Below are 13,542 nucleotides of genomic sequence, written 5' to 3'. Positions count from 1 at the left end.
TCCTCTCTGGAACACTATAGCAGAAAACGGCTGAAACCGCCCGTGGTTTCACGTCGCAGGCCCTCACCGTCGTGAAACAGGAAAAGGGCGGAAATCGCGCGGTTGCGCGCAAGCGCCGGACCGTTGCCGCCGGCAGCCGTCAGTGCCGTTGCCCAGCCATCGGCCGTCATCGCGTCGGGGGCGAGCACCGAAACCGATGCGATGGCGCCCTCGACCGGAACGGCATGGCGCGGATCGATGATGTGGCTGTAGCTGTGGCCGGACAGCGTATAGCTTTGCGCGCGAAGACCCGAGGTGGCAACGGCGCCATCGGCAAGTTTCAGCACGCCGGCGCCGCCGGTTGCCTTCAGGCGCGGGTCTTCGACGGCGACCTGCCATGGCCGGCCGGCGGGATGGTTTCCGCGGGCGACAAGCTCGCCGCCGAGGTCGATCAGGAAATCCGTATGGCCGGCATCCAGAAGGCGTTCGGCCATCAGGTCGAGCGCGCGCCCCTTGGCAATGCCGCAGAGGTCCATGGTCACGCCGCCCTGGGTCTTTTCGAGGCGATTGCCGTCAACGGCGAGCGCATGCCACAGTGGCGGTGCGCCCTCTTCGGCGGTTTCTCCCGTAATTGGCCCGAAGCCGAAACGCGCCACCAGCGGGCCGACGCTCGGGTCGAACCAGCCGTCGCTGCGGATTGCGATATCGAGTGCCGCGTCAGCCACGAAAGCGGTTTCGGCGGAGACCGGCCGGCCACCGGCGCCGGCCGCGTTGAACGCGCTGATCTCGCTATCGGTCCGCCAGGGCGACATCATCCGGTCGATGCCGGCAAGCAGAGCCTCGATGTCGCCCCGCAGTGCTTCCGGCCTGCCGCTATCGGGAACCGTCACCCGCCATGTCGTGGCAAAGGCCTCACCGGTGATCTGTTGCGTCGCAGGCGCTGATCGCACGATCGCCGGGGTTTTTGCACGGGCGCCGGCAGCGGCCAGAAAAGCCGTTCCGGAAAGTGCGAGAACGCGGCGGCGGGTCAGAAAGGTTTGGCGTGCGTTCATGGGTCAGACTCCGAAATCGTCGTAGAAGATGGACTTCGACTCGACACCGAGCCGGTGCAGGGTGGAGATCACCGCCGAAATCATCACCGGCGGTCCGCACATGTAATATTCACAGTCTTCCGGTGCGGGATGGCGGGAGAGTTCCGCGCGCACCACATCGTGGATGAAGCCGCTTGCCCCCGTCCAGCGATCGCCCGGTGCGGGATCGGAAAGCGCCGGTGTCCAGGAGAAATTGTCGTGTTCGGCGGCGATCTTCTCGAATTCCTCGACATAGAACAGGTCGGCGACCGAACGCGCGCCGTAGAAATAGCGCATCCGCCGTTGGGTGTTCTTGCCGATCTGGTCGTGGATCATGGCGCGAAGCGGCGCCATGCCGACGCCGCCGCCGATGAATACCATTTCGCGCTCTGTCGGCTGCACCTCGAATTCGCCGAACGGCCCGGAGGCCTCGACTTCATCGCCCGGTTTCAGGGCGAACAGCCAGGAGGAGACGATGCCCGGCGGAATTTCCTGTTCGCGCCCGGGCGGCGGCGCGGCGAGGCGGATATTGAAGACGGCGCGTTCCTGTCTGGCATCTTCCGGCCGGCAGGCAATCGAATAGGCGCGGGTGACGGATTTTTCGGCGTAGGAGGTCATGTCCGACCAGCCGGAGACCCGCCAGGGCTCGCGAAACGGCGGGTCGATGTCGATATCGCGGAAATCAAGTCCGTATGCGGGTGCGGTCAACTGCATGAAACCGCCGGCAACGAAATCAAACGGCTGGCCTTCGGGCAGTTGCAGCACCAGTTCGCGGATCAGCGGCGCCTTCATCTCGTTGGAAACCACGCGGCAGGTAAAGCCGGTCGCCCCGACGAAATCCTGCGGCACGGTCACCGAGCAGGGGCCTCGAAGCGCGGTCTGGCAGGCAAGGCGCATATGGGCCTTGCGTTCGGCGGCCGAAAGCACGCCGCGTTCGGTGGCCTGCGCTTCGCCCGCGCCTTCGCCTTCCACCTGCACGCGGCACAGTCCGCATGTGCCCGAACCGCCGCAGGCGGCGGGAATGCCGATACCGGCGCCATGCAGCACACCGAGCAGGCGGTCGCCGCGATTGGCCTCGATTTCCATCGTATCGTTGACCTTGACCATCAGCGCTTCGGCAGGGATCAGGCGCGCGCGGGTGATCAGCAGCGCCAGCGTCAGCACCAGGACGAGGCCGATAATGACAATGGCTCCAACAGCGATCTCGTTCATGGCGTCACCATTTGCGCAAATGCCGAAAAGCCGAGTGACATCATTCCGGCCAGTGTGAAGGTAATGCCGAGCCCGCGCAGCCCCTGCGGCAGGTCGGCATAGGAAAGGCGTGCCCGGATCGCGCCGAGCAGAACCACGGCAACGCCGAAACCGAAACCGAGACCGATGCCGAAGACCGCCGATTCACCGACACTGTAATCGCGGTCGACCATGAACAGGCTGCCAGCGAGAATGGCGCAATGCACCGTCAAAAGCGGCAGAAAGACGCCGAAGGAAGAGTAGATGGCCGGGAAGAACCGGTCGAGCACCATTTCCACAAGCTGCACCGTCGCGGCGATAACGCCGATGAACGAGATCAGCTTCAGGTAGGAAAGGTCGACATCCGGCATGCCGGCCCAGGCCCATGCACCCGGCGCCAGAAGGGCGTGATAGATCAGCTGGTTGAGCGGCACGGTGACGCCCAGAACCGCGGTCACGGCGATGCCCAGGCCGATGGCCGAGCCGGTGCGCCGCGACAGCGCCAGAAACGTACACAGACCGAGAAACAGCGTCAGCGGCGCATTTTCAACGAAGGCTGCGCTGAGAAACAGGGACCAGAGGTCACTCATCATCTGGCCTCCTCTGTTTCCGGCGGGTTGAATTCGGACGGCTCGGCCTGTTCCGGCAGGACGGAGCGAATAGCCCAGACCAGCCCGCCGAGCATGAAGAAGGCGCTCGGGGCGAGCAGCATCAGGTTGAGCGGCGTGAACCAGCCGCCATCGGCGACCACGGGAAAGACCTGATATCCCATCAGCTTGCCGGCGCCGAACAGTTCGCGCGCCGATCCGATGATGATCAGCACCAGCGAATAGCCGAGCCCGTTGCCGAGCGCGTCGACCATGGAGGGCAGCGGCGGGTTGGAGCGCGCATAGGATTCGGTCCGCCCCAGCACCAGGCAGTTGGTGGTGATCAGGCTGACGAACACCGAGAGCTTGCGGCTGATATCGAAGAGATAGGCTTGCAGGATCTGGTCGATGACCACCACCAGCGAGGCGACGATGACGATCTGCACGATCAGCCGGATGGAATCGGGAATATGGCGGCGGATCAGGCTGACAAGCATGGACGACAGCACCAGCACCGTGGTCAGCGAGGCGGACATGGTCAGCGCGGTCGCCACCGAGGTGGTTACCGCCAGCGCCGAACAGATGCCGAGGATCTGCAGCGTCACCGGATTTTGCTGGACGAGCGGCTCCGTCAGCGTCGACCAGAGTTTGGTGCGATCCGCCATATCAGAACTCCCCGCGCTGGACGGCGTCGATCAGCGGGCCATAACCTTCCGGCCCGCCCCAGAACCGCATGATCTTGGTGAATGCGTTGCCGGTGTTTGTGGCGCCGGTGATGCCATCGACCTCGTATTCATTGCCGGCGGCCCCCTTGGCGACGGCAAAGCGCACATCGCCCGTGGCGTCGGCCAGTTCGGTGCCGGGGAACTGCGCCAGCCAGGCCGGCTCCTCGATGCGCCCGCCAAGGCCGGGCGTTTCCGCCTGGTTGGTGATGGCAAGGCCGGCGATGGTGTTCATGTCGCCGCGCAGCGCCAGGATGGCGTCGATCGGCGCCTGATAGCCCGCACCGCTGATCGGCAGCAGCGCCAGCGAGATGTCACCGTTTTCACCGCGCAGCAGATAGATCTGGGCATAATCCGGCCGCCGGCCGAGACCCGCCGTGTCCTCTCCGGGCGAAAGCGTGGTCCAGTTGGCCGCGTCGTCCAGCGCGGTGGCAAGTGTTTCGGGCGTCACGTCCTGTGCGGCCGCGCCCTCGGGCAGGTTGATCACCACGGTCGAAAGCGAACCGCCGGACTGTTCCAGCAATTCGGTCATGCCGGGAATGCCGGCAACCAGCGCTTCCAGCCGGGCCTGTTCTTCCGCCGCGCGGTTTGCCGCCTGGATTGGCCGCAGCACGACGGTCGCCCCGCTCACCAGAAGCGCACAGACGGCTGATACAAGAAAGGCGACAATGACGGTCTTGGTCCGGTTTTCATTCGGCAGTGCGAGGAACCGGCGCCATGCCGAGATGGGGTTCATGTCAGCCATGACGTCTTCTCCTTTGGGCAAGCCACACGGAAATTGCGGCTTCGTCCAGCAACGGGGCGGCAAGCGAGGTCAAAAGCGCTGCCGACACCGCCATCTGCAAGGGGGCGGCGCTTTGCCAGCCGAGCGTGAACAGGATTATCAATGCGCCGAAAAAGGCGCCGTTGAGCCAGCCGCCGAGCCGGGTCGAGGCGCTGGCAACGGGATCGGCAACCAGCAGGACGAGAACCACGGCGACGGCCGGCAATATCGGTTCAATCGGCACACCCGCCAGCCGGGCGCCGCCGATGACGATCACCGCGCCGGCAATCACCCGTGCGGGCATCACCCCGGTCAGCGCGCCGAGCAGGGCAGCCGGGATGGCCGCCCAGGCCAGCGGCAGCGGCAGTTCCGGCCAGGGCGCGGTCACGAAACCGAAGCCGAGAAAGGCCAGTGTTACAGTGGCAGGGTTCAGCACATTGCGTCCCCAGCCGCCGAACACGAGTTCCGCCATGACCGAACCGAAGCTGATGCCGAGGACCAGTTGAATGATGCTGAGATCCTCGGGCGCCAGCATGGCGATCGCAAGCGCCGTCAGCGCGCCGGCAAAGGATGGCGGCTGGGCGCGTGCCAGCATGAAGATGACATGCCACAGGCCGGAAATGATCAGCGCCAGCAGCAAAAGGCCAATAGCGTCCAGCCCGCCATACCACAACCAGGTCAGCGCCAGCGGCATGACCGAGATCAGAAGAAGCAGGGCGACAGTTTCGCGGTCCCACAAGCCGTGATTCATGCCGGCGCCTCCTCTTGTTCAATGGCATTCAGCAGCCCGCGCAATTGTGCGGCAAGCGATGGTTCGGAGGATGTGACGTAATCGACCAGCGCGAGATCCTCCTCCAGCAGCGACAGGGCGCCAAGGCGGGCCGCGGCTTCCTGATCGCCGGCCGAAAGCGCGCGCATCAGTGCCGCGGCGGGAATATCACCGCCGAACGACTGGGAAAGGGCTGCCGTCGGAATGATCGGCAACGGCCGGGAAGCGCGTGTCAGTGCGGCGGAAAACCAGTGGCCGCGCCGCCTGCCGGACCCGCGGGTCACCACGCTGGCCTGCCGGTCGCGCGGACCCAGCCAGTGCGCGGGCCTGCCGTCGAGCACGGAACCGGCGAGCACCTGATAGGGACCCGGCCGCACATAGCCGTGACAGAGGCCGCGCAGGTCCGCACCGGGCTGACAGCGCAACAGGCGCGGCTCGCGCATGGCCGAACCGGTGACGGTGACAAGACGGGTTTCGGACAGAAGGCCGGTGGCCAGAAGATCGCCGAGATCGGCGACATCCTCGGCATGGATATCCCAGACGCGCGCCTCGACTTCGGCCGGTGCGTGATGGTGGATCTGGATGCCGGCAAGTCCCTGCGGGTGCAGCTTGCCGCAGGTAATGCGGCGCACCGTGCCGGTATCGGCAAGGTCGAGCGTCTTGCCCTTGGTCTCGCACAGGAAAACGGCGTCTTCGGCCAGAAGGTTGAGCGCGGCAAGGCCGCGCGCCAGCGCCTCCTCGCGTCCGGCAAGCGCTGTTTTCGGGTCGGGGGCGGCGGGCCGTGAATCGGCGGCCATCACGAAAATTGCGGTCGGGGTCTCGGCAAGGCCGGGCATATGCCCGAAAGGCCTGCTGCGACAGAGGCGCCAGAGACCGGCGTCCTGCATCAGCGCGCGCAGGGCGGCAGCGTCATTGCCGGCCCCTTCGGTGGCAAATTGATGCCGTCCGCCGCCGTTCTCGCGAAACAGCAGCATCTGGATCAGCCGACGGCCGGGATTGAGCTCGATGGCCGCCACGCGGGCCGCCATCGGGGCGACGAGCCTAACGTCCGGCGCACCGCGCAGCGAAAGCAATGGCTGACCTTGCGCGACCAGGGCGTCAACCTCGACCAGCGGCACAACCCGGAGTTCTTCCCCGAAAGCAGGCGTCAGCGCCGCTTCCTCGGTGAGAAGCGTGTCGGCAACATGATCGTCTGGCAATGAAGGGCCGGTCGGTACGGACAAACCGGAAGAAAATAGGCGGTCCAACAAAACACTCCTGAGACTTTCCGCATGAAACCCTACGGTCTATCCGACATTTGATTTGCCGGAACGGGCCGAATTGATTAGCATACTTAAAACGCAGACTATGAATTTTCAGCGGGGGTGAAAAGCCATGTCTTCAGAAGTGAAGCGATTTTCTTCAATTTTCGTCGCCATTATTGCGGCGAGTTTGACATTTGTCAATTCTGATACTGTTTCGGCGCAGGACAACGATGAAGGCGAAGCGGCTGTTGATGCGCTGGAGCTTTTTGTGATGCCGCAGTCCGGGCCGTTCAGACCGGACCAGATTTCGATACCGCAGCAGACCATGATCGAGGCCTGGGCGCGTTCGGCGCATGCCGATGCCTCGGCTGAAGCCTTTACGCACTGGGATGGCGAGGGCGAGGTGCCCGCAAGCTGTTCCACCTGTCACTCCGGCGCGGGCTTCCGCGCCTTTCACGGGCTGGATGGCAGCGAGCCCGGTGTGGCGGCGGCCGTGCCGGTCGGCGGTGTTGTCGACTGCGAGACCTGCCACAATCCCGGCCTTGCCGAAATCACCGCGATCACCCTGCCCAGCGGTGTCGAGCACCCCGTCAAACCCGGTGTCGAGGCGGCCTGTCTCACCTGTCACTCCGGTCGTGAGGCCGGGGTGAGCGTGTCGAATGCCGTCGGCGACAAGGCCGAGGATACGCCGGATCCCGAAATCGGTTTCGTCAATCCGCATTATGCGCTGGCCGGTGCCGTGCGTCTCGGCGCTGTCGGTGCGGGCGGCTTCGAATATCCCGACAAGACCTATTCGGGCCGGTTCTTCCATGCCCGTCCGGTGGCCGACTGCGTTTCCTGTCACAATCCGCACACGCTGACGGTCGCCGAACAGACCTGTCTGACCTGTCACGAGACCGGAAATGTCGACGAAATCCGGATTTCGCGCGTGAGCTATGACGGCAGCGGCGATCTTTCCAAGGGCATCCGCTCCGATGTCGCCAACAATGCGGCGCTGCTGATGGAGATGCTTCAGGATTATGCCGCCAATGTCGCCGGCACGCCGATCGTGTTTGAGCCGCATTATCCCTATTTCTTCGTTGATGCGGATCAGGACGGTCGCGGTGATCAGGTCGACGGGCGCTCTGTAAACTATAATGCCTGGACGCCGCGCAGCCTGAAGGCGGCCTATAACTGGAAATTCGTGACGGCCGACCCCGGTGCCTTCGCGCATAATCCGCAATATGTGCTGGAACTGCTCTACGATTCGATCGAGGACCTTTCCGGCCCGCTTGAGGTCGATGTCAGCGAGCTGGGGATCCAGCGCTAGGTATCTTCGGATTTCTGCTTCTCGCCGGGCCTCTCGCCCGGCGGGACATTCTGTTGCTGGTCGGCGGGCCGGACACTTCATGCCGGTCCCGCCGCTGCACGTCAGCGCGGCATTCGTGAAGGCACGACAGGAGAGGGTAGGAGGGTGCCGTCGATATCGGCAATTCTCCTGAGATAATTGCAGGCTTGCCTTTCGCCGGTCATTCGGCCAACGTCTTTTTCGATGCAATTTTCGGAGGAAGGCATATGGCGGTAACAGCCGGCGAGCGCAATCGGGCGCTGTTTCTGGGCAGTATGGGCGGCGGTCTGGAATTCTATGATTTCGTGATCTACGCCTCCTTCGCCTCGCAGATCGGCAAGACCTTCTTTCCTTCCGAAGCGGCGGCGACCCGCCTTCTGGCCGCGTTCGCCGTCTTTGCCGCCGGTTATCTGGTGCGCCCGCTTGGCGGCATCCTGTTTTCCCATTTCGGCGACAGGCATGGCCGCAAGCTGATGCTGCGCGTCTCGATCGCCGGCATGGCCGGCGCCACCTTCCTGATCGCCTTCATGCCCGGCTATGCCACCTGGGGCATTGCGGCAACTGTCGCGCTGGTCGTGCTGCGCATGGTGCAGGGGCTGTGTCTTGGCGGGGAAATTCCCGGCGCGATGACGCTGATCACCGAAACCATGCCGAAGCGGCGCGGCCTTGCCTGCGGCTTCCTGTTCATGATCATCAATGTCGGCATGCTGGCCGCCCAGGCCGTGCAATGGGCGATCGAGCACCTGTTGAGCGATGCGGCCGTTCTGTCCTATGGCTGGCGCATCGGCTTTTTCATCGGCGGTCTGGTGGCCATTGCCGGTTTTGTGCTGCGCGCGCGCCTTGCCGAAAGCCCGGCCTTTGCCGAAATGGAAGCCTCGGCTCACAAGGTGCCACTGGCCGCCCTGTTCCGCGATAATGCCCGCGCCGTCTGGCTGGGCCTGTTCATCACCGGGCTCGGGGCTGCCGCCGTGCCTCTGCTTTACCTCTACATGAACAGCTATCTGACCGATTTCCTGCACTATGACCCCGATCAGGTGGCCAGCGCCGTGCTCATCGGCATCGTCGTGTTTTCGCTGCCCATGCCCGTTGCCGGGGCCATTTCCGATTTCGTCGGCATCAAGGTTCCGGCCTTTGTCGCGTCCTTGCTGCTGGCGATCGCGGCGATCCCTGTCTATGTCTGGATACATGAAGGGGTCACGTCGCTGATGCCGGCCATGATCGTGATTTCGCTGATCGGCGCCTTTGCCTGGGGTGTCGGCCCGGTGCTGCTGACGGCGATCTTCCCGACCGATGTGCGTTATACCGGTGTCGCCTTCGTCTACAATATCGGCTTTGCCATTGTCGGCGGGCTGACGCCGTTGCTGGCAACCTTCATCATCCAGCAGACCGGCATCACGGTTGCGCCGGGCTTCCTGCTGGCCTTGTTTGCGGCCCTTGCCACGGTTGCGATCTTCCTCACACAGGTGATCCCGGCGCAGAAGTCTCAGCTCTGATCGGCTGTTTCGGTTTCCATCCGCCAGCGCGGCCACGAGACGGTGATGCGCGCGCCGCCGGCATTTTCGAATGTCAGATGCGCGCCGGAGCGCTCCAGCAGGGTCTTGGCAATGAACAGGCCGAGGCCAAGCCCGCCGGCGCGGCTGTTGGCCGGGTCTTTCGGCCGGTCGGAGACGAAGGGATCGCCGATGCGCGGCAGGATATCCGGCGTATAGCCTTCGCCGTCATCGGTGACCGTGATCGTCACCTGTGTTTCGCTGTAACGCGCGTCGATCGTGACCTTGCGGCGGGCATGCTCGACGGCGTTTTCGACGATATTGCCAAGCCCGTAGATGATGCCGGGATTGCGAGTTCCCACCGGCTCGCCGCTGGTTTCGCCTGAAACCCTGATTTCCATTTCGGCAATGAACGGCCGGTGCGGCGCCGCGACCTCCTCGATCAGCGAGGTCAGCGGCAGGCGGCGCATATGCGCCTCGTCCTCATTGGAAAGCGAGGTCAGGCGGCCGAGAATTTCACGGCAGCGCTGGCTCTGGCTGACCAGTAGCTGCACATCCTCGCCATGGTTGGGATCATCGGAAAGCGCGCGCGCCATCTCCTTGGCCACCACCGAAATCGTGGCAAGCGGGGTGCCGAGTTCATGTGCGGCGGCGGCCGCCAACCCGTCGAGCTGGGAAAGATGCTGTTCGCGTTGCAGCACCAGTTCGGTGGCCGCCAGTGCATCGGAAATCTGCTGAGCCTCAAGGGTGATGCGCTGGGCATAAAAGGCCGCAAAACCCAGCATCGAGATAATGGCGATCCAGATGCCGAATTTCAGGATCGGCTCGATCTCCAGAATAATCCCCTCGTGCCAGGGCAGGGGAAACGGGCTGAGCGCCAGCGCCGAAACGCCGGAAACCGCAAAGGCCAGAAGCGCAAAGGCATAATGCAGCGGCAATGCGGCAAAGGAGATGATCACCGGCACGCAGATCAGCGGCGCAAACGGATTGGCAAGCCCGCCCGTCAGATAAAGCAGCGCGGTAAGCTGCAGAAGGTCGAAGCCGATCAGCGAAAAGGCGATGCGCGGGGAAACCCGCTGGGTCGCCGGGAAATGCAGGCTCAGGACCAGATTGCCGAGCGCCAGGGCTAAAATCAGCGCCAGAACGGGAAACAGCGGCATCGGAAAATCAAGCCCGTAGGCAACCGTCAGTGCGGTTGCGGCCTGTCCGGCGACCGCCAGCCATCTGAGCCGCACCAGCGTCTGCAGGCGCAGGCTGCCGCGACGTTCCTGTCCGACCATTTCCGGGACCGGTGCTTTCATTGCGAAATCTCCCTTCGTCCGTGGCAGCGGCGCAAACCGTTGAATGATGGCGTCATCGTCTCATGTTCCACGCGGTTTTGCGCGCCGTGTCGCTTCCGCATTGGCGGGGTCCTCCGGCCAGACATGTTTGGGGTAGCACCCGCGCATGTCGGCACGCACATCCTTCCACGATCCCGCCCAGAAACCGGCAAGGTCCCGCGTCGTCTGGATCGGCCGTCCCGCCGGTGACGTCAACTCCAGCAGCAGCGGCACGCTTCCCGCAATCTTCGGATGGCTCTTCAGCCCGTAGAGCATCTGCACGCGAATGGAAAGCACCGGCTCGTCGCCATCATAGCGGATCGGCACGCGGTCGCCGGTGGGGGCGGTAAAATGCGTCGGCGCCAGCCGGTCGAGGTCGGTGGCAAGCGGATAAGGCAGCAGCGCCTGCAGGCCCTGGGTCAGGCTTTTCGGGCTGATCGCCGAAAGTGCTGCGACATTGCCCTGAAAAGGCGTGAACCAGATATCGAGGCTTTGCAGCAGCCCCTCTTGCGAGACATCCGGCCATGGCGCTCCGAGCTTGCGGTGAAGGAAGCCGATGCGCTCGACAAGATGTGCCGCGTCCTTCGGGAGGGTGAGGAGTTCAAGCCCGTGCGTGCGCAATCCTTCGGCAAGGGCTTCGGCGGCTTTTTCCCCGGCGGGCTTGCTGCCGGGCCGTTCGGCCAGCACCAGCGCGTCAAGCCGGGTCACGCTGCGCGTCCGCACCGAAAGGCTCTGTCGGTCGAAGCGGCATTCCTCGCGGGTCACAATTGCGTCGGCACGCGCTTTAAGGATTGTTTCACGTGAGACAGGGCAGGCAGCAAGGATGCGCCCGCGCGCGGCCGCGCCCGTCAGATCGGCGATGACCAGGAAATCATGGGCCGCCAGGGGATCGTCTTCGGCCAGCTCCGCGCCGCGCCCGTTTGCCATCAGATAGCGGCCCCGGCCGCCGCGCGCCATGGCAATCCGGTCGGGAAAGGCATGGATCAGGGCCGCGCCGGGATCGAAGGGTTCGCCGCTTCTGCCGCCGCCGGTCGTTTTGGCGATCCGTCCGGCAAGGCCACGTGCGGCCTCTGCGCGCGGGGTTTTCTCATGGCGGAAACGCCGCAAGCGCTCCGAAAGATCGAGGCTGTTGCCGCCAAGCCCCTGTTCGCTCAGGAGTACGGCGAGTTCGGCCGCCTCAAAGGCGTTGCCGGCTTCCGCTGCGTTGATGACCATGGCGGCAAGACGCGGCGGCAGGGGGATGGCGCGCATCAGTTCGCCGGTTTCCGTCAGCCGCCCCGCCGCATCCAGCGCGCCGAGCGCGCCCAGCAGTTTCGTCGCTTCAACATAGGCCGGCCCGGGCGGCTGATCGGCAAAGGAAAGCTGCGCGGGATCGGTGACACCCCAATGCGCAAGGTCAAGCGCAAGTCCGGAAAGATCGGACGACAGGATTTCCGGCGGGCTGAAGGCCGGAAGTGCGGCGGTCTGCCCCTCATGCCAGAGACGCAGCGCAATCCCCGGTGCGGTTCGCCCGGCACGGCCCGCACGCTGGTCTGCCGCAGCCCTTGAGACCTTCACGGTCTCCAGCCGGGTGATGCCGGTTGCCGGCTCGAAGACCGGCAGGCGCTGCAGCCCGCTGTCGATCACAATGCGTACGCCGTCGATCGTGATCGAGGTTTCGGCGATCGCCGTTGCCAGCACCACCTTGCGGCGGCCCTCCGGCGCAGGCGCGATGGCCGCATCCTGTTCGGCCCGCGACAGATTGCCGTAAAGCGGCGCAATGGAGACGGTCTCATCAAGCGTTGCGGCGAGCCGTTCCGCCGTGCGGCGGATTTCGGCCTGTCCCGGCAGGAAAACTAGGATCGAGCCCTCTTCGCTGTCGAGCATGGCAAGGGTCGCGGCGACGACATCGTCCTCGATGCGTGAGCGCGGCGGGCGCGGCTGATAGCGATGCTCGACGGGATAGGCGCGGCCCGCGCTTTCGATTACCGGCGCGTCGTCCAGAAGGCTTGCCACCTTTGCCGTGTCCAGCGTTGCCGACATCACCAGAAGCTTCAGGTCTTCGCGCAGGCCGTCGCGAATATCGAGCGCCAGCGCCAGGCCGAAATCGGCATCGAGCGAGCGTTCGTGAAACTCGTCGAAGATGACCACCGCGATGCCGGAAAGCTCCGGATCGTCCAGCGCCATGCGGGCAAAGACCCCCTCGGTCACCACTTCGATGCGGGTTTTCGCCGAGACCCTGGTATCAAGCCGCATGCGATAGCCGATGGTTTCTCCCGGCTTTTCACCGAGAAGGGAAGCCATGCGGAAGGCCGCCGCGCGTGCGGCAAGGCGGCGCGGCTCCAGCATGATGATCCTGCCCGCGCCCGCGAGGCCGCATTGAAGCAGATGAAGCGGCACCAGCGTGGTCTTGCCCGCGCCGGGTGGGGCGGCAAGCACGGCCCGACCGTTTTCATTGAGCGCCTGTTCCAGTGGTGACAGGACGTCGTTCACCGGAAGCATCTTCGTCCGCTCTCGCATGGGGTCTTTCAAAGTTTTCAACTCCGAAAAATTCGTTTGCGCATTGATTAAAGTAAAAGCGACCTATCAGCAAAGGCGGTATCAGCACGGTTCAAGGCGGCAAAACAGCCATTCAAGGGAGGTTGAAAGAGGCGGTTAAAAAACAGGCAAGAGCCGTATCTGCCTTATCATTATGCGCCCCGAAATGCTTAACGGACATTAACGTTTGTCTTTGAGTGTGTTCGTAATTTTCGTCAACAAAACCAGATACTTAACAAAAATGTCATTTTTTTTGGGGTTGGGAGTTGACGGTTTGCGGAAATGGGGTCTATAAGCCGCCTCACCGAACGACGGGGCGGCGCTGAGGCGGTGCCTACGGTTCGAAAAAATCTTCCGACAGGCTGGAATGCTGGGTCAGGCTGAACTTTAAGAGATTAGCCGAGAGAGGATTTGTGACGGGAATTTTCCGTCGGTTATTTGGACAATTTTATAATGAAGAAAGAGAAACGTGGCGAGCGGCTTTGTCGGTGAGCTTTCGGGCTTACCAAAGAGACTTAAGAAGCG

At 63.8% G+C, this 13,542-nt stretch carries 11 protein-coding genes; 2 read left to right on the top strand and 9 right to left on the bottom strand.

The features are described from left to right. Positions 1 to 14: 14 nt before the first annotated feature. From ABID12_RS00055 to ABID12_RS00025, 7 genes are read right to left on the bottom strand one after another with little or no spacing between them, the layout of a single operon-like run. Complete coding sequence (locus tag ABID12_RS00055; RefSeq protein ID WP_354432596.1) at positions 15 to 1,031, bottom strand: FAD:protein FMN transferase; 1,017 nt, start codon at positions 1,029 to 1,031, stop codon at positions 15 to 17. Positions 1,032 to 1,034: 3 nt separating this feature from the next. Further along, positions 1,035 to 2,261: an NADH:ubiquinone reductase (Na(+)-transporting) subunit F gene (nqrF, locus tag ABID12_RS00050; RefSeq protein ID WP_106309408.1), complete on the bottom strand. Its 1,227-nt coding sequence runs from the start codon at positions 2,259 to 2,261 to the stop codon at positions 1,035 to 1,037. Next, entirely contained in the window at positions 2,258 to 2,869 is a 612-nt protein-coding gene (gene nqrE / locus ABID12_RS00045; RefSeq protein WP_106309511.1) for an NADH:ubiquinone reductase (Na(+)-transporting) subunit E, read from the bottom strand. Before nqrE ends, nqrF begins: the two co-directional genes overlap by 4 nt. Beyond that, positions 2,869 to 3,531 (bottom strand): NADH:ubiquinone reductase (Na(+)-transporting) subunit D, encoded by a 663-nt coding sequence (locus ABID12_RS00040; RefSeq protein WP_106309410.1) that lies wholly within the window; start codon positions 3,529 to 3,531, stop codon positions 2,869 to 2,871. The genes nqrE and ABID12_RS00040 overlap by 1 nt, the downstream gene beginning before the upstream one ends. A 1-nt stretch (position 3,532) precedes the next feature. Further along, the gene (locus ABID12_RS00035; protein ID WP_354432595.1) at positions 3,533 to 4,333 is read right to left on the bottom strand and encodes an FMN-binding protein; all 801 of its coding nucleotides are present in this window, start codon (positions 4,331 to 4,333) and stop codon (positions 3,533 to 3,535) included. Next, complete coding sequence (locus ABID12_RS00030; RefSeq protein WP_354432594.1) at positions 4,326 to 5,102, bottom strand: RnfABCDGE type electron transport complex subunit D; 777 nt, start codon at positions 5,100 to 5,102, stop codon at positions 4,326 to 4,328. The genes ABID12_RS00035 and ABID12_RS00030 overlap by 8 nt, the downstream gene beginning before the upstream one ends. Beyond that, positions 5,099 to 6,319, bottom strand: coding sequence for a Na(+)-translocating NADH-quinone reductase subunit A (locus ABID12_RS00025; protein ID WP_354432593.1), 1,221 nt, complete (start codon positions 6,317 to 6,319; stop codon positions 5,099 to 5,101). Before ABID12_RS00025 ends, ABID12_RS00030 begins: the two co-directional genes overlap by 4 nt. A 232-nt stretch (positions 6,320 to 6,551) precedes the next feature. On the opposite strand from ABID12_RS00025, the gene ABID12_RS00020 reads away from it, so the two are divergent. Continuing rightward, on the top strand, positions 6,552 to 7,673 hold the full coding sequence (locus tag ABID12_RS00020; RefSeq protein WP_354432592.1) for a cytochrome C: 1,122 nt from the start codon (positions 6,552 to 6,554) through the stop codon (positions 7,671 to 7,673). A gap of 245 nt (positions 7,674 to 7,918) precedes the next feature. Further along, positions 7,919 to 9,184, top strand: coding sequence for an MFS transporter (locus ABID12_RS00015; protein ID WP_354432591.1), 1,266 nt, complete (start codon positions 7,919 to 7,921; stop codon positions 9,182 to 9,184). On the opposite strand, the gene ABID12_RS00010 is transcribed toward ABID12_RS00015, so the two are convergent. Beyond that, the gene (locus ABID12_RS00010) at positions 9,175 to 10,482 is read right to left on the bottom strand and encodes an ActS/PrrB/RegB family redox-sensitive histidine kinase (protein ID WP_354432590.1); all 1,308 of its coding nucleotides are present in this window, start codon (positions 10,480 to 10,482) and stop codon (positions 9,175 to 9,177) included. The two genes, ABID12_RS00015 and ABID12_RS00010, sit on opposite strands and share 10 nt — an antisense overlap. 60 nt (positions 10,483 to 10,542) lie before the next feature. After that, a complete protein-coding gene (gene hrpB / locus ABID12_RS00005) occupies positions 10,543 to 12,981 on the bottom strand; it encodes an ATP-dependent helicase HrpB (RefSeq protein ID WP_354432589.1) in 2,439 nt (812 codons plus the stop codon). Between the last annotated feature and the right edge of the window lie 561 nt (positions 12,982 to 13,542).

Origin of the sequence: Martelella mangrovi, assembly GCF_040545495.1 — a bacterium.
Lineage (GTDB): Bacteria > Pseudomonadota > Alphaproteobacteria > Rhizobiales > Rhizobiaceae > Martelella > Martelella mangrovi.
The sequence above is the reverse complement of the archived record's forward strand: the minus strand, read 5'-3'. Positions and strand labels throughout refer to the sequence as shown.

Excerpts from the sequence above, each read along its gene's own strand:
- ABID12_RS00015 (WP_354432591.1), top strand. The coding sequence starts at position 7,919 with ATGGCGGTAACAGCCGGCGAGCGCAATCGGGCGCTGTTTCTGGGCAGT.
- ABID12_RS00040 (WP_106309410.1), bottom strand. The coding sequence starts at position 3,531 with ATGGCGGATCGCACCAAACTCTGGTCGACGCTGACGGAGCCGCTCGTC.
- ABID12_RS00030 (WP_354432594.1), bottom strand. The coding sequence starts at position 5,102 with ATGAATCACGGCTTGTGGGACCGCGAAACTGTCGCCCTGCTTCTTCTG.
- ABID12_RS00035 (WP_354432595.1), bottom strand. The coding sequence starts at position 4,333 with ATGGCTGACATGAACCCCATCTCGGCATGGCGCCGGTTCCTCGCACTG.
- hrpB (WP_354432589.1), bottom strand. The coding sequence starts at position 12,981 with ATGCTTCCGGTGAACGACGTCCTGTCACCACTGGAACAGGCGCTCAAT.
- nqrE (WP_106309511.1), bottom strand. The coding sequence starts at position 2,869 with ATGAGTGACCTCTGGTCCCTGTTTCTCAGCGCAGCCTTCGTTGAAAAT.
- nqrF (WP_106309408.1), bottom strand. The coding sequence starts at position 2,261 with ATGAACGAGATCGCTGTTGGAGCCATTGTCATTATCGGCCTCGTCCTG.
- ABID12_RS00010 (WP_354432590.1), bottom strand. The coding sequence starts at position 10,482 with ATGAAAGCACCGGTCCCGGAAATGGTCGGACAGGAACGTCGCGGCAGC.
- ABID12_RS00055 (WP_354432596.1), bottom strand. The coding sequence starts at position 1,031 with ATGAACGCACGCCAAACCTTTCTGACCCGCCGCCGCGTTCTCGCACTT.